Raw genomic sequence first — 26502 nt, forward strand, 5'->3', positions numbered from 1 at the left:
AAGCGCGACGCGGACTCCGGGGCCCGACTGGTTGGCGGGCGTGAGGTCTGTCGAGGGCTGAGCAGGTCATCGGGGTCGTCATGGACGTCGCAACCGACGTTCCCGGGCAGTTGTCGGCGAACGGGGACCTGCGGCAAAAATGGCTGGTCATGGGCCTTGGGCTGTGCTTGCATGCCGCGATGAAGAGCGAAATCCTGTCCGTCGACAACACATCCCGGCGCGTGCGCTATCGGACCGATCGCGACCTCGGTGAATGTGTGCGGGTACTGGCCGAGGTCCATGAGCACGACGGCTATCCGGTCAATTGGCCCGACCACCCCGGCGCATGGCTCACTCCGCCGTCGCTCATCGCCTCGTGGGTGGTGGAACTGGATGGCCGCGTCGCAGGCCACATCGGCCTGTCCCGGAGCGGCGCGGGAGACGTGGCACCCGGGCTGTGGAGCGCTCGCGCGGGGGTGAGTACCGAAGCGACCGCCGTGGTCAGCCGGCTGTTCGTCGCTCCGTCGGCCCGCGGTCACGGGATAGGCGCGTTGCTGATGGCGCGGGCTGTCACGGAAGCACGGGATCGCGGCTTGCATCCCGTGCTTGACGTGGTGGCATCCGGCACCGCGGCGGCAGCCTTGTACGAGCGGCTCGGCTGGCAGCTGCTGGCCACGGTCGAACAGCAGTGGAGCCCCGAGCAGAGGGTGGCCGTCCGGTGTTATGCGGCTGCGGGCACCTGACCGTTGGCCGCACGCCCCGGGCATCGGCGGTCAGTACGCGGACGGCAGAACGAACCGGCATCATCCCTTCCTGGGCCGGGGATGTGGTCAGCGGCGAGCGAGTACGACGAGTTCGCCGCCGCCCACCACCAGTCGGCCGTCCGATGCCACAGCCAGTGCATCGATCCCTGAGGAGAACTTCAGCTCCCGGCCGACTTGCTTACGGGTGGTCAGGTCCCAGACTTCGGCTACCGAAGAGCCGGCGGTGATGGCGTAAGGACGGTTGTCCACCGCCGTCATGGCCACCACCGCGTGCACGGAGTCATAGCCTCTCATGGGCTTGCCCACGGGCCGGCCGGTGGTGAGGTCCCAGAGCCGCACCGTCGCGTCGCTGCCGGCCGTGACGGCGTGCGGTCGGCCCTCGATCTCCACCGTGGCGACCGCACACACCATGCCGTCATGACCGGTCAAGGGCTTTCCGACTTGTTCACCGGCGATGAGATCCCACACCCGCACGGTCTCATCGTCACCGCCGGTCACGGCGAGCGGACGGCCATCAACCACCGTTGTCGCCAGAGCCAGCACGCTGTCGGTGTGTCCGGTCAAGGGCTTGGCCATGGGCCGGCCGGTGGTGAGGTCCCATACCCGCACCGTTGCGTCGTCACCGGTTGTGACGGCGTGCGGTCGGCCTTCGATCTCCGCCATGGCCACCGCCTGTATCCAGCCGTCATGACCGGTCAAGGGCCTTCCGGCCTGTTCGCCGGTGGTGAGATCCCACGTCCGCACGGTCTTGTCATCGCTGCCGGTCACGGCGTACGGACGCCCGTCGATCACCGCCGTCGCCAGCGCGCGGATCCCGTTGGTGTGTCCGGTCATGGGCTTGCCCACGGGATGGCCTTCGGTGAGGTCCCACAGCCACACTGACTTGTCATCACCACCCGTAACGACGTGGGGACGGCCATGGACGTTCACTGTCGCCACCGCACTGATGCCCCCAGGAGGCCCGATCAGAGCCTGGCCGGAGCGGAATTCAAGACGGGAGCCGGTCGCCCACTCGACGCCCCACTGTGCGGCAGGCTCACCCTCCACCGACACCGCGCTGATCCGGGCCGACAACTCACGGTCCCCATACCGGGCCGCGTCCAACGCCAGCAACTGACGGCGTTCCCAGGCAGTGGATTCGTGGTGCCAGTTCTCCGAAATCCGGTACACGGCTGCCGCTAGCCGCTCCGCGGGTCCCGCCGCCGACTCCAGCAGCCTCAACACCCGCCCCGCACGTTCATTGACCAGGAACGCCGGATCGGCCAACTGCTCGTACCGCAGGGACAGTTCACCATGTAGATCGTCAGCCATGAATCAGTATGCTAGCCAACCCCACGGAGATGTCGTCGGCAGGCCACCCCGAGATCGAGCTGCGCGGTCGGGCAGCGGGTCGGCGGAGTCAGGTTGAGGATCCGGTTGCCGAACCGGTGGATGACCTGGGTGACCTGCTCGCGCGGTCCGGGGCGGACAGAAGATCAGGTCGTGCCAGTTGCGGATGCGGTGTGCCCTTGCGCTGCCTCCTGTCCGGCACGGCAGGGGGAGGCCTACCGTTGACCGTGTGGACCTCCGCAACCCGGCCGGGCGCGGGCAGAGCTCGGATCAGAGCTCCAGATGGGACAGGTCGACCGCCGCGGCCATGGCCTTGGTGCCCTCGTCGTTGAGGTGGAGGTGGTCGCCGCAGTCGTAGGCGGGGAGGATCTGTTCGGGGTCGGTCGGGTCCTCGACGGCGGTGGCGACGTCGGTGACGGCGTCGAAGATGTCGGTGGTGCGGATCCAGTCGTTGACCTTGCGGCGGATGGCGCGGCCTTCCTCGGAGTCGTAGCCCTCGTAGATGGTCCCGGCGTAGGGGCCGATGGTGTGGGCGATGACGGTGAGGCCGGCCTCGTGGAGGCGGCGGGTCAGTTCGGTGTAGCCGTCGATGAGTTGGTCGAGGGTGGGGAGCGGCGGGCGGGAGGGGGCGACGATGGTGCCGGGGGTGCCGAGGTCGTTGATGCCGAAGTTGAGCAGGACGTGGGTGACGCCGGGTACGTCGAGGACGTCGCGCTGGAGGCGGGCGAGGGCGTGCTCGCCGACTTCGTCGGTCAGCAGACGGTTGCCGGAGATGCCCTGGTTGACCACCCAGCCCTTGTCCAGACGGCGGTTGAGCTGGTCGGGGAAGCGGGCGTTGGCGCCGGGGGTGGTGCCCGCGCCCTCCATCCAGGAGTCGCCGAAGGCGACGGCGACCGCGGTGCCCTCGGGGGCGAGGACATCGATACCGGAGACGAAGTATCGGGACATGTCCAGCAGTTCCGCCCCGTCGAGGCCGGGAGTCGCGGTCAGGTCGCCCGGGGCGACGAAGCCCGTCTCGGAGGCGACCACGGAATAGGTCGCGAGCCCGGTGTCGTGCGGGAAGTAGAGGCTGAGGGCGTACTGCTCGCCGGCGGACACCTCGCGCACCACCGGGTCGCTCACGGCCTCCTCGCCGGCCGCGAGCGTGAACTCGCGTTCGCCGCCGAAGGTGAGCGGGACGGAGGTCTCCGGATCGGTGCCGTGGCCCTCGGTGCGTCTGGCCAGACGGGCGGCGCCGATGGTCAGTGGCTCCTTCCCGAATCTGTTGCTCAGGCGTACGCGGAGGGCCTCGCCGCCGCCGGCGAGGCGCAGGACCTGGCGTACGGTCTGGTCGGCGAAGCCGCGCGACGGGAAGAGCTGGTAGTCCTCGTAAGGGCTCAGTACGGCGGAGCGGAAGCCGGCGACCCAGTGGGATGTCGTTGTCATGCCGGTTTGAACATCTATGAAGTGGATCTTGTTCCCGCCGGTTGGCCACGCGTCATCCGGCCTCTTCTCACTGACCGGCATCGGGTAACTCCGCCCAGGACGAGGGGCGTTGGTGTCCTCGTCTGCTGAACCCGATGTACTCTCCGGTCAAGTTTGCCCAGAGATTCGCGAATGGCTGAGACGACCGTTCCGGTGCTTCCGTGTCGCACCCTCCGCCCGTCCTCGACTTCTGCACCGCCCTCGGTTTCGAGGTGATCTTCGAGCAGCGGAGTCCCAACCCCTACGCAGTCGTCCGACGCGGCGGCATCGAGCTCCACTTCTTCGGGATGAAGCGCTATGAGCCGTCCGAGTCGTACAGCACCTGCATCGTCGGGACCGACGGGATCGACGGGCTGTACGCCGCAGTCCGGGCCGGGCTGAAGGCGGCGTACGGGCGGATACCGACGCGTGGGCTGCCGCGGATCGGGGCGTTGAAGGACACCTCACACGGGACACGGCAGTTCCTGCTCACCGATCCGGGTGGCAACTGCCTGCGCATCGGGCAGCCGATCAGCGAGGATCGGCGCCACCGGCCCACGCCCGTCGAGCTGTTGCGCCTGCTCGTGCTGCGGGCGGACGTCGCCGGGCGGCTGGAGGACGAGGCCGGCATGGCGGAGGCACTGGCCGGGGCCGCCGCGGTCCGGCTCACCGACGAGGAGCGGGAGACGGTCCGCGACGACCTGGCGCGGCTGGACGAGTTGCGGACCCCGTGAGAGCTGGAGGCGTGCGGACCCCGTGAGAGCGGTCAGCTCAGCGGGTCGATGCCCCGGGACGCCTTGTCGCGGATGTCGCGGAGCCACTCGTCCTGGGTGATGGTCTCCTTGCCCTTCGGGATCCGGATCCCGAGGTCGGCGCCGAAGTCCGTGTACTCCTCGGTCACGCGCGTCTCGCCCTTGGAGCCCTTGCCGTACTCCTCGCTCTTGACCGGGAGGTCGCCCTCGCCGATCCACAGGTCGATCTCGACCTTCTCCAGGCCGGCTTCCCGGTGCTTCCGCACGTAGAGCTCGCGGAGCCAGTCCCGCATCGTGCCGCCCTTGTCCGCCGAGAGGTCGGCGAGGACGACCGTGCCCTTGAAGTGGGTGGCCTCGTGGTCGCCGACCGTCTCGCGGCCGACCTTCCGGACGTCCTTCGAGGTGCGCAGGACGCCCAGCAGGTTGGGCAGCGAGCCCTCGGCCGTCTTCTGGATGTCGCCGGGCTTCGGCGGGGCCTCGCCCTTCTCCTGGAGGCTCATGCTCACCCACCGGCCGTCGGCGATGCCGGCCTCGCGCGAGTAGAGGGTCCGGCCCTCGCTCAGCGTGTGGTCGAAGCGGTCCCGGCCCTTCTTGCCGTTCTTGGTCTCGGGCCGCCAGGTCTTGCGCTCGGCGAGGTCGGGCTTGCGCGAGAAGGCGTACTCGCCGCGCTCCGTGCCGTCCTTGTCCGTGACCCGCCGCTTCGTCCGGTAGGAGTTCGCCTCCGCGGTCTTCTGGGCCGCCGCCTTCAGCACGGTCTGCGGATCGCGGGTGTCCTTCTCCCCGCCGCCGCACGCGGTGAGTGAGAGCGCGAGAGCGGTTCCGGTGGCCGCTATGACGTATTTCCTGATCGCCTTCACGGCCGTTCTGTCCTTTTGTGTGCGCTGTGGTGTGTGTATGGGGTGAAAATGACCGACCTGGAGAGAGTACGTGGCCGTCCCCGCCGGCCGGTGGGCACCCCCACGTACGAAGAAGGGGTGCCGCCCACCGGCGGCACCCCTGGAGCCCGGAGCTCAGTTCCCGCCCTCCGGCGGGCCGGCGTCCTCGCCCCCGCCCTGGTCGTCGCGGTCGTCGTCCCGGTTGCCCTGGCCTTCCCGCCCGTCCCGGCTCTCCCGTCCCTCCTGACCGGTGCGTCCGTCGGCGTCCGCCCCGTGGACGTCCTCCTTCGGTGCCCGGCGCGGCGGACGCGTCCGTCCGCTCGTCGTGTCACGCAGGTACGAGCCGTCGCGGCCGCCGGACTCCCCGAGCCCGGGTTCTGCCGCCAGGCCGCCCGGACCGCCCGGCTGGCCCGGGCCGGAGCCCGCGCCGGCGACCGGACCGGAACCGGCGACCGGTCCTGACTGCCCGTCCCGCCGCCGCAGGTACCGCTCGAACTCGCGGGCGATCGCCTCGCCCGACGCCTCCGGCAGATCCGCCGTGTCCCGGGCCTGCTCCAGCGACTGGACGTACTCCGCGACCTCGCTGTCCTCCGCCGCCAGCTGGTCCACGCCGAGCTGCCAGGCACGGGCGTCCTCGGGGAGCTCGCCCTGCGGGATGCGCAGGTCGATCAGGTCCTCCAGCCGGTTGAGGAGGGCCAGTGTGGCCTTGGGGTTCGGCGGCTGCGAGACGTAGTGCGGAACCGCCGCCCAGAGGCTGACGGTGGGCACGCCCGCATGGGTGCACGCCTCCTGGAGGATGCCGACGATGCCGGTCGGGCCCTCGTAACGGGACTCCTCGAGGTCCATGGTGCGGGCCAGGTCCGGGTCGGAGGTGACACCGCTGACCGGGACCGGCCGGGTGTGCGGGGTGTCGCCGAGCAGTGAGCCCAGGATCACCACCATCTCCACGCCCAGCTCGTGGGCGAAGCCCAGGATCTCGTTGCAGAACGAACGCCAGCGCATGCTCGGCTCGATGCCCCGGACGAGCACCAGGTCGCGCGGTCTGTCCGTGCCCTCCGCGTCGGCCCCGCCGCCCGTGCCACCGGTGCGCACGACGGACAGCCGGGTCGTCGGCCAGGTGATCTTGCGGACCCCGCCGTCCAGCCAGACCGTGGGCCGGTTGACCTGGAAATCGTAGTAGTCCTCCGCGTCCAGCGCGGCGAAGACCTCGCCCTTCCACTCCCGGTCCAGATGCGCGACCGCACTGGAGGCGGCGTCACCGGCGTCGTTCCAGCCCTCGAAGGCACAGATCATGACCGGGTCGATCAGCTCGGGTACTCCCTCAAGCTCGATCACCCAGCGCCTCCTTCCGACCGGGGCGGACGGGGTCCGTGCCACCGCCGGTTGCCGTTCAGTGCAGTTGTTTGCAGGTCTTTTTCCGTGCCCCCCAAGCCTACGACTTCCGGGACCGCTGTCCGCAGTCCGCGCAAGGGATGCTCATCACCCTCGCGTACCCCAGCCCTCGCGGTAGGCACGCCAGTCATCCTCCGTGGCGGCGAAATCGACGTACAGGGCGAGGCCGAACCGTTCGCGGTGCCGGTCCTCGCGCGTCAGTCCGAGGCGGGCGCCGCGCAGCGCGGCCGCGGCGGTCTCGGCGGAGCCGTGGTGGCCCATGTCGTCGGTGTGGAAGAAGGGCAGCCCCATCAGCAGGTCGGTGCCGGCCGGGGTGGCCTCCAGGGCGAGCCGGGTCTGCTGGGCGACGTAGCCGCCGTACAGGCTCTCCCACGGCAGGGCGGTGTCGTACGACATGACGGCGATCTGGTCGGTGCGCCGGGCGACCTTGGCGAAGTACCCCTGCGACCACCACTTGTTGCCGCCGAACGCGCTGGACGCGGAGTGCATCGAGGGCAGCGGGTCGATCTGCTGCGCGGCCACCGAGAGCACCCCGCCGCCCGAACGCACCGCCGCGCGCAGGGAGTCCAGCAGCTTCAGGAAGTTCCGGTCGCCGTTCCTGACGGGTTCGACGTCGAGGTGGACGCCCTCGAAACCGGCGCGCAGCACCTGCCGGGCGCTCGCCACCACGGCGTCCCGGGTCGCGGCGGAGCTCAGCCGCAGACCGGCCCGCCCGTCGTGGGCGACCACGTCGCCGAGCCACGCCTGCACCCGGACCCCGGGCAGCTCGCGGTGGACGGAGTCGAGCAGCCGGCGGACGTCCCGGTAGGCGGAGGCGGGCAGGGTGCCGTCGTGCTCCAGGGGGCCGGCGTGCACGTAGAGGTCGCGGATGCCGGTGCCGCCGACGCGCCGCTTCAGCTCCGCGAGGTCCTTGTCCGTCCGCCGGCCGTCGACCCAGGCGTGCCCCAGCCAGACGGCGTCCCGCCCGCGGGTGACGGCGTCCTCGGCGGGCGAGCCCGCGTACGAGGCGCGCAGCGCCCCGGCGGCGGCCACCACCGGCACGGCGACGATCAGGAACACCGTGAGCGCGACGCGCTTGACCGTCCGCCTGCGCGGCAGCCAGGACCTGCGCGGCAGCAAGGACTTGCGCGGAAGCCAGGACTTGCCCGGCAGCCACCTCCGGACGTCCGGCCGTTTCATGAGCATGAGCGGCCCCCCTTCCCTACTGACTGACGGGGGACGGGCACGGCCGGTTCTCGCGCGCACGCTGAAGGGGAGGGACGTCACACGTCCCTCCCCTTCAGCGGGGTGCGTCCCGTGGGGCCGGGGTTCAGCCCTCCTTGCGCTCCAGCATGTCCTTGACCCGGGCGCGGACGTCCTCGTCGTCCAGGCCGCGGATGGTCAGCGTGGTGCGGCGGCGCAGCACGTCGTCCACCGTCTCCGCCCACTCGTGGTCACGGGCGTAGACGACCTGGGCCCAGATCTCCGGGCCGTCGGCGTGGATGCGCTCGCCGAGCGACGGGTCCTCGTTGACCAGGCGGGCGATGTCGAAGGACAGCGAGCCATAGTGCGTGGCCAGGTGACGGGCGGTCAGCGGGTCCATACGGGCGCCGGGCTCGCGGTCCACGAGCAGGCGGTGGGCGACCGCGTTGGGGTTGGCGACACCGGGCAGCGGGGTCCGGCGGACCAGGCTGGAGACGGGCTCCATGTCCTCGGTCAGCGGGCTGCCGGGCACCTGGGCGAGCTTCTTCATGACCGTACGGCCGATGTGGCGGTAGGTCGTCCACTTGCCGCCCGCGACGGACAGCATGCCGCCCTTGCCCTCGGTGACGACGGTCTCGCGCTTGGCCTGGGCCACGTCGCCGGGGCCGCCCGGCAGCACGCGCAGACCGGCGAAGGCATACGTCATCAGGGAGCGGTCGAGGTCCGCGTCCTGGATCGAGAAGGCCGCCTCGTCCAGGATCTGCTGGATGTCCTCCTCGGTGGCGCGCACGTCCGCCGGGTCACCCTCGTACTGGGTGTCGGTGGTGCCGAGGAGGAGCTGGTCCTCCCAGGGGAGGGCGAAGGTGATGCGGTACTTGTCGATCGGGGTGGCCATGGCGGCCTTCCAGGGCGACTTGCGCTTCATCACGATGTGCGCGCCCTTGGAGAGACGGATCGACGGCGCGGCGCCCTTGTCTTCCAGCTTGCGCAGGTGGTCCACCCACGGGCCGGTGGCGTTGAGGACGACGCGCGCGTCGATGCCGAACTCGGTGCCGTCCGTGCGGTCCTTGAGCTCCGCGCCGGACACCTTGCCGTGCGTGAAGCGCAGGCCGGTGACCTCGGCGTGGTTGAGGACGACCGCGCCGGACTCGACGGCCGCGCGGACGGTCATGACGGCCACGCGCGAGTCGTTCATCTGGTGGTCGTAGTAGACCGCGACGGCCTTGAGGTTGTCCGTGCGCAGACCGGGGTTGTCGGCCTTGGCGCGGGACGGGGAGATCACCTTGCCGACGCCGTCGCCGAAGGCGGACAGCGCCGAGTAGGCGAAGACACCGGCGCCGAGCTTGGCGGCGCCGACCGGCCCGCCCTTGTAGACGGGCAGGTAGAAGGTGAGCGGGTTGACCAGGTGCGGGGCCACGTCCTTGGCCAGCACCCGGCGCTCGTGGTGGTTCTCCGCGACCAGCTTGACCGCGCCGGTCTGCAGGTAGCGCAGACCGCCGTGGACCAGCTTGGAGGACGCGGAGGAGGTGGCGCCGGCGAAGTCGCCGGCGTCCACCATGGCGACCCGCAGTCCCGACTGCGCGGCGTGCCAGGCGACCGAGGTGCCCAGGATGCCGCCGCCGATGACCAGGAGGTCGTACGTCGCGTTGGACAGTCTCTCCCGGGTCTCGGCACGGCCCGGGTTGGCGCCGGCGGCCGGGTGCGTTCCCAGGGTCGGAACGCTCTGCGGGGTTGTCATGATTACTCCTCGTCCTCGATCCAGCCCATGGTCCGCTCGACGGCCTTGAGCCAGCTCTTGTACTCGCGGTCACGCGTGTCCGCGTCCATGCGGGGGGTCCACTCGGCGGCCCGGCGCCAGTTGGCGCGCAGCGCGTCGGTGTCCGGCCAGAAGCCGACGGCCAGGCCGGCGGCGTAGGCGGCGCCGAGGCAGGTGGTCTCGGCGACCATCGGGCGCACCACGGGGGCGTCCAGGAAGTCCGAGAGCGTCTGCATCAGCAAGTTGTTGGAGGTCATGCCGCCGTCGACCTTGAGCGCGGTCAGCTCGACGCCGGAGTCCTTCGTCATGGCGTCGGTGATCTCGCGGGTCTGCCAGGCGGTGGCCTCGAGCACGGCGCGGGCGATGTGCGCCTTGGTGACGTAGCGGGTCAGGCCCGCGATGACACCGCGCGCGTCGGAGCGCCAGTAGGGGGCGAACAGGCCGGAGAAGGCCGGCACGAAGTAGGCGCCGCCGTTGTCCTCGACGGAGCTGGCGAGCGTCTCGATCTCGGCCGCGCTCTTGATGAGGCCCATCTGGTCGCGCATCCACTGCACGAGGGAGCCGGTGACGGCGATGGAGCCCTCAAGGGCGTAGACGGGCTTCTGGTCGCCGATGCGGTAGCCGACGGTGGTCAGCAGGCCGTTGTACGACTGGACGGGCTCGTCGCCGGTGTTCATCAGCATGAACGTTCCGGTGCCGTAGGTGGACTTGGCCTCGCCCTTGTCGTAACAGGTCTGGCCGAACAGGGCGGCCTGCTGGTCGCCGAGCGCGGAGGCGACCGGAACGCCGTCCAGGGCGCCGCCCTTGGCGGTGCCGTAGACCTCGGCGGAGGAGCGGATCTCCGGCAGCACGGCGGCCGGGATCTCCATGGAGCTGAGGATGCGCTCCTCCCACTCCAGGGAGCGGAGGTTCATCAGCATGGTGCGGGAGGCGTTGGTGACGTCGGTGACGTGGACGCCGCCGTTCACACCGCCCGTGAGGTTCCAGATGACCCAGGAGTCCATGGTGCCGAAGAGGATGTCGCCGCGCTCGGCGCGCTCGCGCAGCCCCTCGACGTTGTCCAGCAGCCAGCGGACCTTCGGGCCGGAGAAGTACGAGGCCAGGGGGAGGCCGGTCTCGCGGCGGAAGCGGTCCTGGCCGACGTTGCGGCCGAGCTCGCGGCAGAGGGCGTCGGTGCGGGTGTCCTGCCAGACGATGGCGTTGTAGACCGGCTCACCGGTGGTTTTGTCCCACATCAGCGTGGTCTCACGCTGGTTGGTGATGCCGATGGCCTTGACGTCGGCGGCGGTGATGCCCGCCTTCTCGACGGCGCCGGCGACGACCTCCTGGACGTTGGTCCAGATCTCGTTGGCGTCGTGCTCGACCCAGCCCGGCTTCGGGAAGATCTGCTCGTGCTCCTTCTGGTCGACGGAGACGATGCGGCCGTCACGGTCGAAGACGATGCAGCGGGAAGAGGTGGTCCCCTGGTCGATCGCGGCAATGAACGGGCCGTGCCCGTGGGAGGGAGTGCCGTGGCCGTGGGTGCTGGTCATGTGGTGTGTGCTCCTCAGGGTCTGAAGGTCTCGGCTGTCGTGCGTCAGAACGCGAGCTTGTGGATGCCTGCCGCGAGGGCGGCGCCGGCGAGCGGGCCGACCACCGGGATCCAGGCGTAGGTCCAGTCGGAGCCGCCCTTGTTGGGCAGCGGAAGCAGCGCATGCACGATACGCGGGCCGAGGTCACGCGCGGGGTTGATCGCGTAACCGGTGGGGCCGCCGAGCGAGAGGCCGATGCCGACGACCACGAACGCGGTCATCAGGACACCGGTGCCGCTGACGGCCAGGCCCTCCGTCAGACCCTGGGTGAGGATGGCGAGGACGAGCACCGCGGTGCCGATGATCTCGGTCGCGAGGTTCTGCGCGACGTTGCGGATCTCGGGACCCGTGGAGAAGATGCCGAGCACCGGGCCGGCCTTCGGAGTGACGGTCTGGTCGACCATGCCCTCCTGGGCGTTGAGGCTGCCGACGATCTCCGGGTCGGTCATATGGGCCTTGAACTGCCCGTAGTAGGTGACCCACACCAGCGTCGCACCGATGATCGCGCCGAGCATCTGGGAGCCGATGTAGAGCGGTACGTCGCTCCACTCGGTGCCGCCGTCGATGGCCAGGCCCAGCGTGACCGCCGGGTTGAGGTGGGCGCCGGACGGCTTCGCGATGTACGCGCCCGTCAGTACGGCGAAGCCCCACCCGAAGGTGATGGCGAGCCACCCCGCGTTCAGTGCTTTCGAACGCTTCAGTGTGACGGCGGCGCAGACGCCACCGCCGAGCAGAATCAAAACGGCGGTACCGATGGTCTCGCCGATGAAGATGTCGGAGCTGGACACCCGCGACTCCTTTGTCCTTCGTCCAGGGGAAGGCGAACCCCGGGTACCTCCGGCGGTCCGCGCCCTCCGAGAGGGCGTTGATCGGTCTCCCATGGCTCTGCAGCACTGCACGCACTGCACACCATAGCGAATATTGTCGTCAGGTGTTCGACAATGCCGACCGATGAACGGCAGTTTTCTGCACGGTTAAGGGCCCGTCAAGGGTTCTGTGACAGGAAACTCCCGGCCAACTGGCCTGAAATGTACGTTTGGATACCGACCGGTAACGAAGGGGTCTCGGGTGGAGCGGAGGGGCAGGGGAAGGGGCCCGGGCGAGGGTCCCGGCCCCGCCGGGAGGGCGGCGCCCGGGGCGGGGCGCGGACGCCGGGACCCGGGCCGGTCCGTCAGAACCGCCCCGCTCCGAGGTCCCGCGAGACGGCGCGGGCGCAGTCGCGGACGGCCGCGACCAGCTGCGGGCGCAGGTCGCCGCCCTCGCAGACGCGCTCCACGGCGCCCGTGACGCCGACGGCGCCGACCGGCATCCGGCGCCGGTCGTGGATGGGGGCGGCGACGGACGCCACGCCGGCCCAGGTCTCCTCGACGTCCGCCGCCCAGCCGCGGGCGCGGGTCAGGTCCAGCATCCCCTCCAGCTCGTCGAGGACGGTCACCGTGCGGTCGGTGAACGCCTCGTGGCCGGTCTCGGTCAGCTGGCTGTGGGCCACCGGGTCGTAGGCGCACAGCACCTTGCCCAGGGCGGTGCTGTGCAGCGGGTGCATCGCGCCCACCTCCAGCACCTGGCGGCTGTCGTCCGGCCGGAAGACGTGGTGGACGATCAGTACGCCCTGCTGGTGGAGGACGCCCAGGTAGACGCTCTCGCCGCTGGCGCGGGCCAGGTCGTCCGCCCAGACCAGGGCGCGGGCCCGCAGCTCGTGGACGTCCAGGTAGCTGTTGCCCAGGCGGAGGAGCTCGGCGCCGAGCTGGTAGCGCCCGGAGGCCGGGTCCTGCTCGACGAAACCCTCCTGCTGGAGCGTGCGCAGGATGCCGTGCGCGGTGCCCTTGGCGAGCCCCAGCGCGGAGGCCACGTCGGACAATCCCAGCCGCCGCTCGCCGCCCGCGAGCAGCCGCAGCATGGCCGCCGCCCGTTCGAGCGACTGGATGGTCCGTGCCATCGAGCAACCTCCTCCAAAATGCCGTTCGGCATTGCTGAACACTATCGGCCCATGCCGACCACGGGGTAGCCGACGTGGCGTGATCATGATCGCTGAGACTCCGCCGTGCCGCGTACCGGAGGGCCCGCCGCACGGCGTGGCCCGGCCTCGTGCCGGGTGTCCGCGCCGTGGGACGCCCCCTGCTTTCGGCGGGGACTGCGGCTACGCTTGCGGCGTGCGCCCTCTTCAGGAGGGCGCAAAGCCGACAGCCGTCGCAACCACGGGAGCACATCCATGGCCTCGAAGCCATCGACCGTCCGTTCATCCCGATCCGACCTGCTCCGGGAGGCACTCGCCACCCGGGTCGTGGTCGCCGACGGGGCCATGGGAACCATGCTCCAGGCACAGGATCCGAGTCTGGAGGACTTCCAGCAGCTCGAAGGCTGCAACGAGATCCTCAACGTCACCCGGCCCGACATCGTCCGCTCCGTCCACGAGGCGTACTTCGCCGTCGGCGTGGACTGCGTGGAGACCAACACCTTCGGCGCCAACCACAGCGCCCTCGGCGAGTACGACATCTCCGACCGCGTCTTCGAGCTGTCCGAGTCCGGCGCCCGGGTCGCCCGGCAGGCCGCCGACGCGTTCGCCGCCGACGGCCGTCCCCGCTGGGTGCTGGGCTCGATGGGCCCCGGCACCAAGCTGCCCACCCTGGGCCACGCCCCCTACACCGTGCTCCGCGACGCCTACCAGGCCAACGCCGAGGGGCTGGTCGCCGGCGGCGCGGACGCGCTGCTGGTGGAGACCACCCAGGACCTGCTCCAGACCAAGGCGTCCGTCCTCGGCGCCCGCCGCGCCCTCGAAGCCTCCGGCGCGGACCTGCCGCTGATCGTCTCGGTGACCGTGGAGACCACCGGCACCATGCTCCTCGGCTCGGAGATCGGCGCGGCCCTCACCGCGCTGGAGCCGCTGGGCATCGACATGATCGGCCTCAACTGCGCCACCGGCCCGTCCGAGATGAGCGAGCACCTGCGCTACCTCGCCCGGCACGCGCGCACCGCCCTGTCCTGCATGCCCAACGCCGGTCTCCCCGTCCTGGGCAAGGACGGCGCCCACTACCCGCTGACCCCCGGCGAACTGGCCGACGCCCAGGAGACGTTCGTCCGCGAGTACGGGCTCTCGCTGGTCGGCGGCTGCTGCGGCACCACCCCCGAGCACCTGCGGCAGGTCGTCGAGCGCGTCCGGGGACTCGCCCCGACCGAGCGCAGCCCGCGCCCCGAGCCGGGCGCGGCCTCCCTCTACCAGACCGTCCCGTTCCGCCAGGACACCTCGTACCTGGCCATCGGCGAGCGGACGAACGCCAACGGCTCGAAGAAGTTCCGCACGGCCATGCTGGACGGCCGCTGGGACGACTGCGTGGAGATGGCCCGCGAGCAGATCCGCGAGGGCGCCCACATGCTCGACCTGTGCGTGGACTACGTCGGCCGCGACGGCGTGGCCGACATGGAGGAACTGGCCGGCCGCTTCGCCACCGCCTCCACCCTGCCCGTCGTCCTCGACTCCACCGAGGTGGACGTCATCCGGGCCGGCCTGGAGAAGCTGGGCGGCCGCGCGGTCATCAACTCGGTCAACTACGAGGACGGCGACGGCCCCGAGTCGCGCTTCGCCAAGGTCACCGGCCTCGCGCGGGAGCACGGCGCGGCGCTGATCGCGCTGACCATCGACGAGGAGGGCCAGGCCCGGACGCCGGAGAAGAAGGTGGAGATCGCCGAGCGGCTGATCGCCGACCTGACCGGCAACTGGGGCATCCGCGAGGAGGACATCCTCGTCGACACCCTGACCTTCACCATCTGCACGGGCCAGGAGGAGTCCCGCAAGGACGGCATCGCCACCATCGAGGCGATCCGGGAGCTCAAGCGCCGCCACCCGGACGTACAGACCACCCTGGGCCTGTCCAACATCTCCTTCGGCCTCAACCCGGCCGCCCGTATCCTGCTCAACTCCGTCTTCCTCGACGAGTGCGTCAAGGCGGGCCTGGACTCCGCGATCGTCCACGCCTCCAAGATCCTTCCCATCGCGCGCTTCGACGAGGAGGAGGTCACCACCGCCCTCGACCTCATCTACGACCGCCGTGCCGAGGGCTACGACCCGCTGCAGAAGCTGATGGCCCTCTTCGAGGGCGCCACCGCGAAGTCGCTGAAGGCCGGCAAGGCCGAGGAACTGCTCGCCCTGCCGCTGGAGGAGCGGCTGCGCCGCCGCATCATCGACGGCGAGAAGAACGGCCTGGAGGCCGACCTCGACGAGGCACTGACCGAGCGCCCGGCCCTCGACATCGTCAACGACACCCTGCTGGAGGGCATGAAGGTCGTCGGCGAGCTCTTCGGCTCAGGCCAGATGCAGCTGCCGTTCGTCCTCCAGTCCGCCGAGGTGATGAAGAACGCCGTCGCCCACCTCGAACCGCACATGGAGAAGAGCGATGCGGAGGGCAAGGGCACGATCGTGCTGGCCACCGTGCGCGGCGACGTCCACGACATCGGCAAGAACCTCGTCGACATCATCCTCTCCAACAACGGCTACAACGTCGTCAACCTCGGCATCAAGCAGCCGGTCTCCGCGATCCTGGAGGCCGCCGAGGAGCACCGCGCCGATGTGATCGGCATGTCCGGGCTGCTGGTCAAGTCCACCGTGATCATGAAGGAGAACCTGGAGGAGCTGAACCAGCGCAAGCTGGCGGCCAGCTACCCGGTGATCCTCGGCGGCGCGGCACTGACCCGGGCCTACGTCGAGCAGGACCTGCACGAGATCTACGAGGGCGAGGTCCGCTACGCCCGCGACGCCTTCGAGGGGCTGCGCCTGATGGACGCCCTGATCGCCGTCAAGCGCGGCGTCCCCGGCGCCACGCTCCCCGAGCTCAAGCAGCGGCGGGTGGCCCGGCGGGACACCCCCGTCGCGGTCGAGGACGAGCCCAAGGGCGCGGTGCGCTCGGACGTGGCCACCGACAACCCCGTGCCCACGCCGCCCTTCTGGGGCACCCGCGTCATCAAGGGCATCGGCCTCAAGGACTACGCGTCCTGGCTCGACGAGGGTGCCCTCTTCAAGGGGCAGTGGGGGCTCAAGCAGGCCCGCGCCGGCGGCCCCAGCTACGAGGAACTGGTCGAGACCGAGGGCCGGCCCCGGCTGCGCGGCTGGCTCGACAAGCTGCACACCGAGAACCTGCTGGAAGCGGCCGTCGTCCACGGCTACTTCCCCTGCTACTCCAAGGGCGACGACCTGATCCTCCTGCACGAGGACGGCACCGAGCGCACCCGCTTCACCTTCCCCCGCCAGCGTCGCGGCCGCCGGCTCTGCCTCGCCGACTTCTTCCGGCCCGAGGAGTCCGGCGAACGCGACGTCGTCGGCCTCCAGGTCGTCACCGTCGGCTCCCGCATCGGCGAGGCCACCGCCCAACTCTTCGCCTCCGACTCCTACCGCGACTACCTGGAGCTGCACGGTCTCTCCGTCCAGCTCGCCGAGGCTCTCGCCGAGTACTGGCATGCCCGGGTCCGGGCCGAGCTCGGGTTCGGCGGCGAGGATCCGTCGGATGTCGAGGACATGTTCTCCCTGAAGTACCGCGGCGCGCGGTTCTCGCTGGGGTACGGGGCGTGCCCCGATCTGGAGGACCGGGCCAAGATCGCGGAATTGTTGCGGCCGGAGCGGATCGGGGTGGAGCTGTCGGAGGAGTTCCAGCTGCATCCTGAGCAGTCGACGGATGCGATCGTGATCCATCATCCGGAGGCGAAGTACTTCAACGCGCGGTAGCGCCTGCGGCGGGCTGTGCCCCCGCCCCGCCCCTTCGCCGTTTCCCGGGGAGGGCCCCGGACCCCGGCATCGCGGCTTCGCCGCGAGGTCCTCAAACGCCGGACGGGCTGGGTTTCGCGCCCGGGCGCGAACTTCAGCCCGTCCGGCGTTTGAGGACAACCGCGCGGAGCGCGGTTTCAGGGGGTCCGGGGCTCTCCCCGGGAAACGGCGAAGGGGAGGGACCGGGGCACACCCCCCGAAAACAGAGGAGCGCTTCCCGCGCCCCCGCCGTAGACTTGTCCTCCGGTGAAGAAGGCCGGTCCGCCGCCCGCAAGGGCAAGGCAGACCGGCCTTCTCGTCCCCTCTGGAGGTGCGCGGATGACCAGCGGCATTCCCACGGTCGCGACACGGCCGACCACGGGCGGCTCGGCCCTGGAGGCCGTCCTCCTGGACATGGACGGCACCCTGGTCGACACGGAGGGCTTCTGGTGGGAGGTGGAGGTCGCGGTCTTCGAGGAGCTGGGGCACCAGCTCCTGGAGGAGTACCGGGAGATCGTCGTCGGCGGCCCGATGACGCGCAGCGCCTCGTTCCTGATCAAGGCGACGGGAGCGAAGATCGCTCTGGCGGAGCTGACGGCGCTGCTCAACACCCGCTTCTCGGAGATGATCGTCCACGGTGTCCCGCTGATGCCGGGCGCCAAGCGGCTGCTCACGGAGCTGGCGGCGCACGGCGTACCGACGGCGCTGGTCTCGGCGTCGCACCGGCAGATCATCGACCGGGTGCTGGGCACGCTGGGCCCGGAGCACTTCACCCTGACGGTGGCGGGCGACGAGATCGAGCGGACGAAGCCGTACCCGGACCCGTATCTGCTGGCCGCCGCCGGGCTGGGGGTGGCGCCGGAGCGCTGTGCGGTGATCGAGGACACGATGACGGGCGTGGCGGCCGCCGAGGCGGCGGGCTGCCGGGTGGTGGCGGTGCCGTCGGTGGGGGCGATTCCGCCGGCGGTGGGACGCACGGTCGTCGGCTCCTTGGAAGATGTCGATCTCAGATTCCTGCGGAGCCTGGTCAAGAGCTGATCACCAAAGGTGTTTGGCCCATACACCTAGCGTTGACGGTGGAATGGTCAAGGAACTCTGAGCGCCCGCCCCATCGTTTTCCGTGATCAAAGCGACGGGAAAAGCCAAGAGCTCCAGGGGTATTTTCCGAGTGAGCTTCGTCACCGGCTCCGGGCTATCGCGTCGCCTTCCCCATCCCTTCCTGACGCTTTGTCGGCGATGGAAGCGCACCCTTGTGTCCAGATTGATCCACTGGTGTGCGAATCGTTCCACCGTCCGGATATCGGTCAACGCATCGCCGTTATCGCGGCGTGATATCGCATCAGGTAGGCCACGTTCCGGTACCTCCGGCGCCGCGCATTAATCTCTTGGCGAGTACTTCACGGCAGCCCGTGGGGCCCGTGCACCAATGCATCCGTACGGAGTCCCGGGCGCCGTTCGCACCACAGGGAGAACACCGGACAATGAACCGCAAGACGTTGGTGCTGCCGACCGTGGTGAGCCTGCTGGCCCCCGTGCTCGTCGCCTGTGGCGGGGGCGACGGAGCGGGCAAGGGCGAGGCCATCGTCGTCGGCACCACCGACCGGTTCGAGCGGACGACGGACGCTCCCGCCCCCTTCGACCCCGCCGCCGCGTACGACATCGGCGCGTGGAACGTGCTGCACAGCGCCTTCCAGACGCTGCTCCGGCTGCCCCGCTCCGGCTCGGAGCCGGTGGGCGACGCCGCCTCCAAGTGCACGTGGAGCGACCGCCGCAACGAGCAGTACCGCTGCACGCTGCGCAGCGGACTGACGTTCTCCAACGGCCATGAGATGACCGTCAAGGACGTCAAGTTCTCCATCGAGCGCGCCCGGGCGATCAAATTCGAGAACGGCCCGGTCTCGCTGCTGAGCAACATCGACCGGGTGGAGACCCCGAACGACCACGAGATCGTCTTCCAGCTGAAGACGCCCGACGCGACGTTCCCGCAGAAGCTCGCCACCCCGGCCGCGGCCATCGTCGACAGCCGGGCGTACCCCAAGAACAAGCTGATGGGCGACGGCTTCAAGGTGGTCGGCTCGGGTCCGTACACCCTCGACACCGAGGAGAAGGACGGCCGCGTCGTCAAGGTCGTCCTGAGCAGGAACCCGGACTATCAGGGTTCGGTCAAGGTGCAGAACGACAAGGTCGAGATGCGCTTCTACGACGACTCCAAGGCGATGGAGAACGCCCTCAAGGGCGGCGACATCGACCTGGCCAACCGCACCCTGTCGCCCGACCAGATCGCCCGGATGCGCAACGCCACCGACCAGAAGATCCGGCTGCGGGAGTCGGCCGGCCAGGAGATCGGCTACCTGGCCTTCAACACCGAGGACCCGGCCGTGAAGCCCAAGGCCGTGCGGCAGGCCATGGCGCAGCTGGTGGACCGTCAGGCGCTGGCCAAGGAGGGCTACGACCGGACGAGCGACGCGCTCTACTCGCTGGTCCCCAGCGGTATTCCGGGCCACCAGAACTCGTTCTCCAACCAGTACGGCGGACCCAGCGTCGACAAGGCCCGCGCCCTGCTGAAGAACGCGAACATCAACACCCCGGTGCGGTTCACCCTCGCCTTCTCCTCCGACCACTACGGCGAGGCCACGGCACGGGCGTTCAAGGCGCTCCAGAAGCAGCTGAACGGCAGCGGCCTCTTCGATGTGAAGCTCCAGGACGTGAAGTGGGCGGAGTTCCGCCCCAACGCGGCCAAGGGCCAGTACGCCGCGTACGGCATGGGCTGGTTCCCCGACTTCCCGGACCCGGACAACTTCATCGCCCCGTTCTTCGGCAAGGACAACTTCCTCCGGTCCCGCTACCAGAACGCGAAGATCAACGACCTGATCCCGCGGACCCGGCAGACCGCCCAGCGCGAGTCGGCGGCCAGGCTCTTCCAGCAGGCGCAGGACATCGTCGCCGACGACGTGCCGGTGCTGCCCCTGTGGCAGGCCAAGCAGTACGTGGCGGTGCGCGAGGGCCTCACCGGCGCCGAATGGGCGCTCAACGCGGCCTCCGAGCTCCAGCCCTGGGAACTCGTCCGCGGCAAGTGACGCACAACACGGCGAAACACCCGGCCGTGACGAGAACACCCCTTTTGCAGCGCAACGCTCCACCTGTACAACAAGCTCCACAGAACGACCTCGAGGGCGGGCGCGATGCCCGCCCCGTACGACTGGAACTGTGAGGAACGTGCACGTGAGGAAACGTGACCAGTGGCTTGCCGCCCCGCTCGGTGCGGGGCTCGCCGCCGCCCTGCTCAGCGGGTGCGGTTCGGAGGACGGCAAGGCGGCGGGCACCGGTGAGTCGGTGGTCATGGGGATGTCCGACGAGATCGTCGCCGTCGACCCGGCCGCGGGTTACGAGCCCGGTTCCTGGCTCGTCTTCAACAACGTCTTCCAGTCGCTGCTGAGCTTCCCCAAGGGCAGCAACACGCCGCAGCCCGACGCCGCCCGGAAGTGCGGCTTCAAGGACCAGACGAGCACCGTCTACGAGTGCACGCTCAACAACGGGCTGAAGTTCAGCAACGGCCACGACCTCACCTCCGAGGACGTCGCCTTCTCGTTCCGGCGGACGCTGAAGATCAACGACAAGTCCGGTCCCGCGGCGGCCATGCTGTCCACGATCAAGGACATCAGGACGCCGGACAAGAAGACCGTGGTCTTCAGGCTCAAGCGGCCCGACGCGACCTTCCCCCTGAAGATCGCCTCGGGTGCCGGCTCCATCGTGGACCACCAGGAATACGCGATGGACAAGCTCCGGACGGACGGCAAGGCCGTCGGCTCCGGTGTCTACACGCTCGACTCCTACGGCAAGGACGAGGCCGTCTTCAAGGTCAACGGCTCCTACCGGGGCCCCGCGACCGTCCAGAACAGCGGCCTGACCCTCAAGCTGTTCCACGGCGAGCAGGACGCCCTGAAGACCGCCCTGCAGAAGGGCGACGTCGACCTCGCCTACCGCGGCCTGGCCACGGAGGACATCGCCGGCCTGGAGGCCGCCGGTTCCGGGAGCAAGGACCTCAAGGTCGTCCAGGGCACCAGCGCCGAGGTCCAGCACCTGGTCTTCAACACCAAGGACCCGGTGGCGGGCAAGCTCGCCGTGCGCAAGGCGGTCGCCTACCTCGTCGACCGCAGCGCCCTCGCCCGCGACGTCTACAAGCGCACCGCCGAGCCGCTGTACTCCGTCGTCCCGAGCGGCATCACCGGTCACCGGACGCCGTTCTTCGACCTCTACGGGGACCGTCCGCAGCCCGACAAGGCCAAGGACGTCCTCGGCGGCGCCGGGATCAAGGGCAAGGTCAAGCTCACCCTGTGGGGCACACCGGTCCGTTACGGCCCCGGCACCGTGCCGGAGCTGAAGGCGATCGCCAAGCAGCTGAACTCCAGCGGGCTCTTCGACGCGGACGTGCGGACCGCCGCCTTCCCCGAGTACCAGAAGGGCATCGAGGCCGGCCGCTACGCCGTCTACGTCAAGGGCTGGGTGCCCGACTACCCGGACCCGGACAACTTCACCGCGCCGTTCTTCGGCGAGGACAACGAGCTCGCCAACCACTACGAGTCGAAGGAGATCGCCGGCCGCATCCTCCCGGCGACCGCCGCCCAGGGCAGCCGCGCCGCGACCGTCGGCGACTTCGCCAGGCTCCAGACCACCGTCGCCCAGGACGTGCCGGTGCTGCCGCTGTGGCAGGGCAAGCAGTACGCCGTGGCCAACGAGCGGATCTCCGGCCTCCAGTGGACCCTGGACGCCTCGACCGTCTTCCGGTTCTGGGAGATCAGCAAGTCCGACAAGGGCTGACACCTCGTCCGACGCGAAGGGCCCGCCGGTCTCCCGGCGGGCCCTTCCGCGCTGTGGTCACATACTGCCGCGGTCACGTACTACTGCGCGCCCGGGCGCACCAGCCCGCTCTCGTAGGCGTAGACCGCGGCCTGCACCCGGTCGCGCAGACCGAGCTTGGTCAGCACATGGCCGACATGCGTCTTGACCGTGGTCTCGCTCACGAACAGATCCGCCGCGATCTCCGCGTTCGACAGCCCGCGGGCCACCAGCTTGAGCACCTCGACCTCGCGGTCCGTCAGCGTGCTCAGGGTGTCCGGCAACGGCTCCTCGCCCGACGGCAGGTGGCCCGCGTACTTGTCGAGCAGCCGGCGCGTGATGCTCGGCGCCAGCATCGCCTCGCCGCCCGCGACCACCCGGATCGCCTGCACCAGCTCATGGGCGGGCGCGTCCTTCAGCAGGAAGCCGCTCGCCCCCGCGCGCAGCGCCTCCACCACGTACTCGTCGAGGTCGAAGGTGGTGAGGACCAGCACCTTCGCCGGGCCGTCCCGCTCCGGGCCGGTGATCTGCCGGGTCGCCTCGACCCCGTCCATCCGGGGCATCCGGATGTCCATCAGCACCACATCGGGCTGGAGCGCGCGGACCTGGTCCAGCGCCTGGAGGCCGTCGCCGGCCTCACCGACGACCGCGACGTCCTGCTCGGCCTCCAGGATCATGCGGAACCCCGTGCGCAGCAGGGGCTGGTCGTCCACGAGCAGGACACGGATCGCCACAGGAGAACTCCTTCGCTAGACCGGGTCCATTCTGCCCTGACCGGCTCCGTCAAGGGCCACCAGGCCCGTCCCCGGCCCCCGCGGCCCGCGGCGCGGGCAGCACCGGCAGCGGATACGGCGGGGGAGTGCCCCCGAACTCCGGGCACACCGCCTGGTGATCGCACCAGCCGCACAGCTTCGTCGGCCGCGGCCGCCAGTCGCCCGTCTCGGTGGCCAGCGAGATGGCCTCCCACAGGGCGCGCAGCCTGCGCTCCACGGCCAGCAGCTCCGCCTCCACCGGGTCGTAGGTCAGCACGTCGCCGCTGCCCAGGTAGACCAGCTGGAGCCGGCGCGGCACCCGCCCGCGCAGCCGCCAGATCACCAGCGCGTAGAACGTCATCTGGAACAGGGCGTCCGACCGGTACTGCGGGGCGGGCGCCTTGCCGGTCTTGTAGTCGACGATCCGCACGTCCCCGCTCGGCGCGACGTCCACCCGGTCGACGATGCCGCGCAGCACCAGCCCCGAGTCCAGCGTCGTCTCGACGAACAGCTCGCGCTCGGCCGGCTCCAGCCGCGTCGGGTCCTCCAGCGTGAACCACCGCTCGACCAGCCGCTCCGCCTCGGCCAGCCAGGTGGCCAGCCGCTCGGGATCGTGCGCGCCGTCCTCCCCGGTGAACAGCTCCCCGAGCTCCGGCCGCGCCGCCAGCAGCTTCTCCCACTCGCCGGGGACCAGGCCCCGGGCCCGGGGCGCGGTGCGCTCCGCCGCGGGCGCGTCGAAGAGCCGTTCGAGCACGGCGTGCACCACCGTGCCGCGGGTGGCCGCGGCGCTCGGCTTCTCCGGCAGCCTGTCGATCACCCGGAACCGGTACAGCAGCGGGCACCGCATGAAATCGGCCGCGCGCGACGGCGACAACGAGGCAGGCGGCCGCGCGGTACCGGCCGGCCGTCCGGCCTGCGGGGACGGCGGGGCGGCGGCCCCTCCGGCCGTTTCCCGCGGGGTGCCGTCCGGCCCTGCCGGAACCCGCGCGGCGTCGTCGAGAGCGGTGTCCATGGCAGAGACCCTACGGCCCCCCACGGACATTCAGCGGCATACCATCGACGACAGAGCTCCCACACTGCATGATCGTGACAAGACGCGCGCACCGGGCGGGTGCGGGAGCAGCACCGACGAGGGGAAACCGTGGACAACAGCGGGCAGGGCGGATCCGGCAGCGAGGGCGCCGACCCCCAGGCCGGGCAGCCCGGGCAGCAGGGCCGCGGGCCGCGGCGCCCACGGGAGAGCGGCGGCGGGATCCTCATGGGACGCCCGTTCGGCGTCCCCGTCTACGTCGCCCCCAGCTGGTTCCTCGTCGCGGCCCTCATCACCTGGGTCTTCGGCGGCCAGCTGGACCGCGTCCTGCCCGAACTGGGCCGCGCCCGCTACCTGGTCTCCCTCTTCTTCGCCGTCGCCTTCTACGCCTCCGTCCTCGTCCACGAGCTGGCGCACACCGTGGCCGCGCTGCGCTTCGGGCTCCCGGTGCGCCGCATCCAGCTCCAGTTCTTCGGCGGCGTCTCGGAGATCGAGAAGGAGAGCGAGACACCCGGCCGGGAGTTCGTCCTGGCCTTCGTCGGCCCGTTGCTCTCCCTGGTCCTCGCCGGCCTGTTCTGGCTCGGCCTGCAGGCTGTCGAGCCCGCCACCGTCCCCGGCGTGCTGCTCGCCGGACTGATGGTCTCCAACCTCCTCGTGGCCGCCTTCAACCTGCTGCCCGGCCTCCCGCTGGACGGCGGCCGGATGCTGCGCGCCGTCGTCTGGAAGATCACCGGGCGGCCCATGACCGGCACCGTCGCCGCCGCCTGGGTCGGCCGCGCGCTCGCCGTCAGCGTCCTCATCGGCCTGCCGCTGCTCACCCAGGCCCAGCGCTCCGACAACTTCGGCAGCGTCGACTCCCTCACCGACGCGCTGCTCGCCGCCATCCTCGCCGCGATCATCTGGACCGGGGCCGGGAACAGCCTCCGCATGGCCCGCCTCCGCGAACGGCTGCCCGGGCTGCGGGCCCGCGCCCTCACCCGCCGCGCCGTGCCCGTCGCGCCCACCACCCCGCTGTCCGAGGCCCTCCGCCGGGCCAACGACGAGGGCGCCCGCGCCCTGGTCGTCGTCGACGGCGCCGGCGTCCCCACCGCCCTCGTCCGGGAGTCCGCCATCGTCGGCATCCCCGTCCACCGCCGCCCCTGGGTCGCGGTCGGCAGCCTCGCCCAGGACCTCCAGGACGGCATGCGGATCTCCGCCGAGCTCTCCGGCGAGGAGCTGCTGGAGACCCTCCGCGTGACCCCCGCCACCGAGTACCTGGTGGTCGAGGAGACCGGCGAGGTCTACGGCGTGCTGTCCACCTCCGACGTCGAGCGCGCCTTCGTCGCCGCCATGGCCCGCACCCCGGCGGCCCCCTGAGCCCGGGGCCCCGGCCCGTGGTCCCGGGCCCGCTCAGCGCCCGGTAGGCTGGTCACATGTCCGAACCGACCGGTGCCGCCCGCCGTCGCGGGCCCTTCCAGGTCGGGGACCAGGTCCAGCTCACCGACCCCAAGGGACGCCACTACACCTTCACGCTCGAAGCCGGGAAGCAGTTCCACACCCACAAGGGTGCCTTCCCGCACGACGAGCTGATCGGTGCTCCCGAGGGCAGTGTTGTCCGTACCACGGGAAACGTCGCCTACCTCGCGCTGCGCCCCCTGCTCCCCGACTACGTCCTGTCCATGCCGCGCGGAGCCGCCGTGGTCTACCCCAAGGACGCGGGGCAGATCCTGGCGATGGCCGACATCTTCCCCGGCGCCCGCGTCGTGGAAGCCGGCGTCGGCTCCGGCTCGCTGAGCAGCTTCCTGCTGCGCGCCATCGGCGACCAGGGCATGCTGCACTCCTACGAGCGCCGTGCCGACTTCGCCGAGATCGCCACGCAGAACGTGGAGCGCTACTTCGGCGGTCCGCACCCGGCCTGGCAGCTGACGGTCGGCGACCTCCAGGACAACCTCTCCGACACCGACGTCGACCGCGTCATCCTGGACATGCTCGCCCCCTGGGAGTGCCTGGAGGCGGTCCGCAAGGCGCTCGTCCCCGGCGGCATCCTGTGCTGCTACGTGGCGACCACCACCCAGCTGGCGCGGACCGTCGAGTCCATCCGCGAGATCGGCTGCTTCGCCGAGCCGTCGGCCTGGGAGACCATGGTCCGCACCTGGCACGTCGAGGGCCTGGCCGTCCGCCCGGACCACCGCATGATCGGGCACACCGGCTTCCTGCTCACCGCCCGCCGCCTCGCGGACGGCGTGGAGCCGCCGATGCGCCGCCGCCGTCCGGCGAAGGGCGCCTATGGCGAGGACTACACCGGCCCCGGCGGGCAGACCGCCGAGGCCTGATCCTCCTCGTTCCGCCGGAGGAGCCGTCACCGATGAACTCGGTGGCGGCTCCTCCGTGTTGGGCCGGGCACCGTTCCGCTCCCCGGGCCGGTGTGCGACGATGCGGCTGTCCCCGCAGCCCACTCAGCACAGGAGCAGCGCGTGCAGCCCCCGGCCGGACTCCCGCACACCCACCCGAGGCCCGTCCACTGGCTGCTGACCGCCCTCCTCGTGGCCGCCGTGCTCACCGCCGCGGTGCTCCTCGACCCGGGTGACGCCACCGCGGGAGCCGGCCGGGACGCCCCGTCCGCACCGTTCGTCGTCGCGCCCGATCCGACCGCCGTCCGCTACCCGCTCGACTGCGGCACGGTGGGCACCGAGCTCCGCGACCGGGCCGTCGCCGATCTGGACGGGGACGGACGGCCCGAGACGGTCGCCGTGGTCAGCTGCCGGGCCGGGGCGGGCACCCCGCCCGACGGGGTCTACGTCCTGGCGGCGGGGAAGGGGACGGGCGCCCCGCCGCGGGTGGTGGCGACCCTGGTCGACCCCGCGCGGCGGGTGAACGTCAGCCGGTTCACGGAGCTCTTTCAGCGTTGCCGCTCCAGGGTGAGGACGGCTCGGGCGATTGCCGACATTCGATTTGGGCTGCACCGGGCTCTGCGGAAGATCCGCCAGGACTTCAGACGGGCCACGCCTCGCTCGACCGGTGCCCGCGCTGCCGAGAGTGCGCGGTTGACCGTGCGTTGGGTCGGTGACAGGTCGCCGCCCGGCGGGCGTCTGACGGGTGTTGTCACCCATGGGCCGGCGCCCAGGTAGGCGCGG

The 26502-nt window shown here is 70.7% G+C and carries 19 protein-coding genes and 1 pseudogene; 8 read left to right on the forward strand and 12 right to left on the reverse strand.

Translation table 11 applies throughout. The annotated features are described in order from the left end of the window. The first annotated feature begins 179 nt into the window (after positions 1–179). On the forward strand, positions 180–722 hold the full coding sequence (locus HN013_RS28530; protein WP_171171323.1) for a GNAT family N-acetyltransferase: 543 nt from the start codon (positions 180–182) through the stop codon (positions 720–722). Positions 723–809: 87 nt separating this feature from the next. Here the strand turns inward: HN013_RS28530 and HN013_RS28535 are convergent, their stop codons facing one another. Next, the gene (locus HN013_RS28535; RefSeq protein ID WP_171171290.1) at positions 810–2054 is read right to left on the reverse strand and encodes a WD40 repeat domain-containing protein; all 1245 of its coding nucleotides are present in this window, start codon (positions 2052–2054) and stop codon (positions 810–812) included. A 288-nt stretch (positions 2055–2342) separates the two neighbouring features. After that, positions 2343–3497, reverse strand: coding sequence for an SGNH/GDSL hydrolase family protein (locus HN013_RS28540; RefSeq protein ID WP_171171292.1), 1155 nt, complete (start codon positions 3495–3497; stop codon positions 2343–2345). A 171-nt stretch (positions 3498–3668) separates the two neighbouring features. On the opposite strand from HN013_RS28540, the pseudogene HN013_RS28545 reads away from it, so the two are divergent. Continuing rightward, positions 3669–4249 (forward strand): annotated as a pseudogene (locus tag HN013_RS28545) (bleomycin resistance protein). Between the two features lie 32 nt (positions 4250–4281). Here HN013_RS28545 and HN013_RS28550 read toward each other — a convergent pair. From HN013_RS28550 to HN013_RS28580, 7 genes are all read right to left on the reverse strand, one after another. Then, the gene (locus tag HN013_RS28550; RefSeq protein ID WP_171171294.1) at positions 4282–5124 is read right to left on the reverse strand and encodes a hypothetical protein; all 843 of its coding nucleotides are present in this window, start codon (positions 5122–5124) and stop codon (positions 4282–4284) included. A 153-nt stretch (positions 5125–5277) separates the two neighbouring features. Beyond that, complete coding sequence (locus tag HN013_RS28555; RefSeq protein WP_171171296.1) at positions 5278–6477, reverse strand: PAC2 family protein; 1200 nt, start codon at positions 6475–6477, stop codon at positions 5278–5280. A 144-nt stretch (positions 6478–6621) separates the two neighbouring features. After that, positions 6622–7719 (reverse strand): glycosyl hydrolase family 18 protein, encoded by a 1098-nt coding sequence (locus HN013_RS28560; RefSeq protein ID WP_249375528.1) that lies wholly within the window; start codon positions 7717–7719, stop codon positions 6622–6624. A gap of 124 nt (positions 7720–7843) precedes the next feature. Further along, positions 7844–9454: a glycerol-3-phosphate dehydrogenase/oxidase gene (locus tag HN013_RS28565; RefSeq protein WP_171171298.1), complete on the reverse strand. Its 1611-nt coding sequence runs from the start codon at positions 9452–9454 to the stop codon at positions 7844–7846. Between the two features lie 2 nt (positions 9455–9456). Then, the gene (gene glpK, locus HN013_RS28570; protein ID WP_171171300.1) at positions 9457–11004 is read right to left on the reverse strand and encodes a glycerol kinase GlpK; all 1548 of its coding nucleotides are present in this window, start codon (positions 11002–11004) and stop codon (positions 9457–9459) included. Positions 11005–11048: 44 nt separating this feature from the next. Further along, positions 11049–11831 carry an aquaporin gene (locus HN013_RS28575; protein WP_171171302.1) on the reverse strand — a complete coding sequence of 261 codons (783 nt, stop codon included), beginning with the start codon at positions 11829–11831 and terminating at the stop codon, positions 11049–11051. Positions 11832–12214: 383 nt separating this feature from the next. After that, a complete protein-coding gene (locus tag HN013_RS28580) occupies positions 12215–12979 on the reverse strand; it encodes an IclR family transcriptional regulator (protein WP_171171303.1) in 765 nt (254 codons plus the stop codon). A gap of 273 nt (positions 12980–13252) precedes the next feature. Between HN013_RS28580 and metH the strand changes: the two genes are divergently transcribed. The 4 genes from metH (at position 13253) to HN013_RS28600 (ending at position 21589) form a co-directional block, all read left to right on the forward strand. After that, complete coding sequence (gene metH / locus HN013_RS28585) at positions 13253–16753, forward strand: methionine synthase (protein WP_171171305.1); 3501 nt, start codon at positions 13253–13255, stop codon at positions 16751–16753. A gap of 357 nt (positions 16754–17110) precedes the next feature. Beyond that, a complete protein-coding gene (locus tag HN013_RS28590; RefSeq protein WP_171171307.1) occupies positions 17111–17809 on the forward strand; it encodes an HAD family phosphatase in 699 nt (232 codons plus the stop codon). A gap of 443 nt (positions 17810–18252) precedes the next feature. Next, the gene (locus tag HN013_RS28595) at positions 18253–19848 is read left to right on the forward strand and encodes an ABC transporter substrate-binding protein (RefSeq protein WP_171171309.1); all 1596 of its coding nucleotides are present in this window, start codon (positions 18253–18255) and stop codon (positions 19846–19848) included. Between the two features lie 145 nt (positions 19849–19993). Then, on the forward strand, positions 19994–21589 hold the full coding sequence (locus HN013_RS28600) for an ABC transporter substrate-binding protein (RefSeq protein ID WP_171171311.1): 1596 nt from the start codon (positions 19994–19996) through the stop codon (positions 21587–21589). An 80-nt stretch (positions 21590–21669) separates the two neighbouring features. On the opposite strand, the gene HN013_RS28605 is transcribed toward HN013_RS28600, so the two are convergent. Together HN013_RS28605 and HN013_RS28610 are read right to left on the reverse strand one after the other, a co-directional pair. After that, positions 21670–22341, reverse strand: coding sequence for a response regulator (locus HN013_RS28605; protein WP_171171313.1), 672 nt, complete (start codon positions 22339–22341; stop codon positions 21670–21672). A 49-nt stretch (positions 22342–22390) separates the two neighbouring features. Beyond that, positions 22391–23371 carry a PD-(D/E)XK nuclease family protein gene (locus tag HN013_RS28610; RefSeq protein WP_171171315.1) on the reverse strand — a complete coding sequence of 327 codons (981 nt, stop codon included), beginning with the start codon at positions 23369–23371 and terminating at the stop codon, positions 22391–22393. 129 nt (positions 23372–23500) lie between these two features. Here HN013_RS28610 and HN013_RS28615 point away from each other — a divergent pair, with 129 nt between their 5' ends. Together HN013_RS28615 and HN013_RS28620 are read left to right on the forward strand one after the other, a co-directional pair. Then, positions 23501–24745 (forward strand): site-2 protease family protein, encoded by a 1245-nt coding sequence (locus tag HN013_RS28615; RefSeq protein WP_171171317.1) that lies wholly within the window; start codon positions 23501–23503, stop codon positions 24743–24745. Positions 24746–24801: 56 nt separating this feature from the next. Beyond that, positions 24802–25701, forward strand: a complete 900-nt coding sequence (locus HN013_RS28620; RefSeq protein ID WP_171171319.1) for a tRNA (adenine-N1)-methyltransferase — start codon at positions 24802–24804, stop codon at positions 25699–25701. 566 nt (positions 25702–26267) lie between these two features. On the opposite strand, the gene HN013_RS28630 is transcribed toward HN013_RS28620, so the two are convergent. Continuing rightward, a partial coding sequence (locus HN013_RS28630; RefSeq protein WP_249375530.1) for a transposase family protein occupies positions 26268–26502 on the reverse strand: 235 nt, incomplete at its 5' end.

The organism is Streptomyces sp. I05A-00742 (assembly GCF_013055795.1).
Classification (GTDB): Bacteria; Actinomycetota; Actinomycetes; order Streptomycetales; family Streptomycetaceae; genus Streptomyces.

What these genes read in the sequence shown, in the direction of transcription:
- HN013_RS28530 (WP_171171323.1), top strand. Translation starts at nt 180, where the DNA reads ATGAAGAGCGAAATCCTGTCCGTCGACAACACATCCCGGCGCGTGCGC.
- HN013_RS28535 (WP_171171290.1), bottom strand. Translation starts at nt 2,054, where the DNA reads ATGGCTGACGATCTACATGGTGAACTGTCCCTGCGGTACGAGCAGTTG.
- HN013_RS28540 (WP_171171292.1), bottom strand. Translation starts at nt 3,497, where the DNA reads ATGACAACGACATCCCACTGGGTCGCCGGCTTCCGCTCCGCCGTACTG.
- HN013_RS28560 (WP_249375528.1), bottom strand. Translation starts at nt 7,719, where the DNA reads ATGCTCATGAAACGGCCGGACGTCCGGAGGTGGCTGCCGGGCAAGTCC.
- HN013_RS28565 (WP_171171298.1), bottom strand. Translation starts at nt 9,454, where the DNA reads ATGACAACCCCGCAGAGCGTTCCGACCCTGGGAACGCACCCGGCCGCC.
- glpK (WP_171171300.1), bottom strand. Translation starts at nt 11,004, where the DNA reads ATGACCAGCACCCACGGCCACGGCACTCCCTCCCACGGGCACGGCCCG.
- HN013_RS28580 (WP_171171303.1), bottom strand. Translation starts at nt 12,979, where the DNA reads ATGGCACGGACCATCCAGTCGCTCGAACGGGCGGCGGCCATGCTGCGG.
- metH (WP_171171305.1), top strand. Translation starts at nt 13,253, where the DNA reads ATGGCCTCGAAGCCATCGACCGTCCGTTCATCCCGATCCGACCTGCTC.
- HN013_RS28590 (WP_171171307.1), top strand. Translation starts at nt 17,111, where the DNA reads ATGACCAGCGGCATTCCCACGGTCGCGACACGGCCGACCACGGGCGGC.
- HN013_RS28595 (WP_171171309.1), top strand. Translation starts at nt 18,253, where the DNA reads ATGAACCGCAAGACGTTGGTGCTGCCGACCGTGGTGAGCCTGCTGGCC.
- HN013_RS28610 (WP_171171315.1), bottom strand. Translation starts at nt 23,371, where the DNA reads ATGGACACCGCTCTCGACGACGCCGCGCGGGTTCCGGCAGGGCCGGAC.
- HN013_RS28620 (WP_171171319.1), top strand. Translation starts at nt 24,802, where the DNA reads ATGTCCGAACCGACCGGTGCCGCCCGCCGTCGCGGGCCCTTCCAGGTC.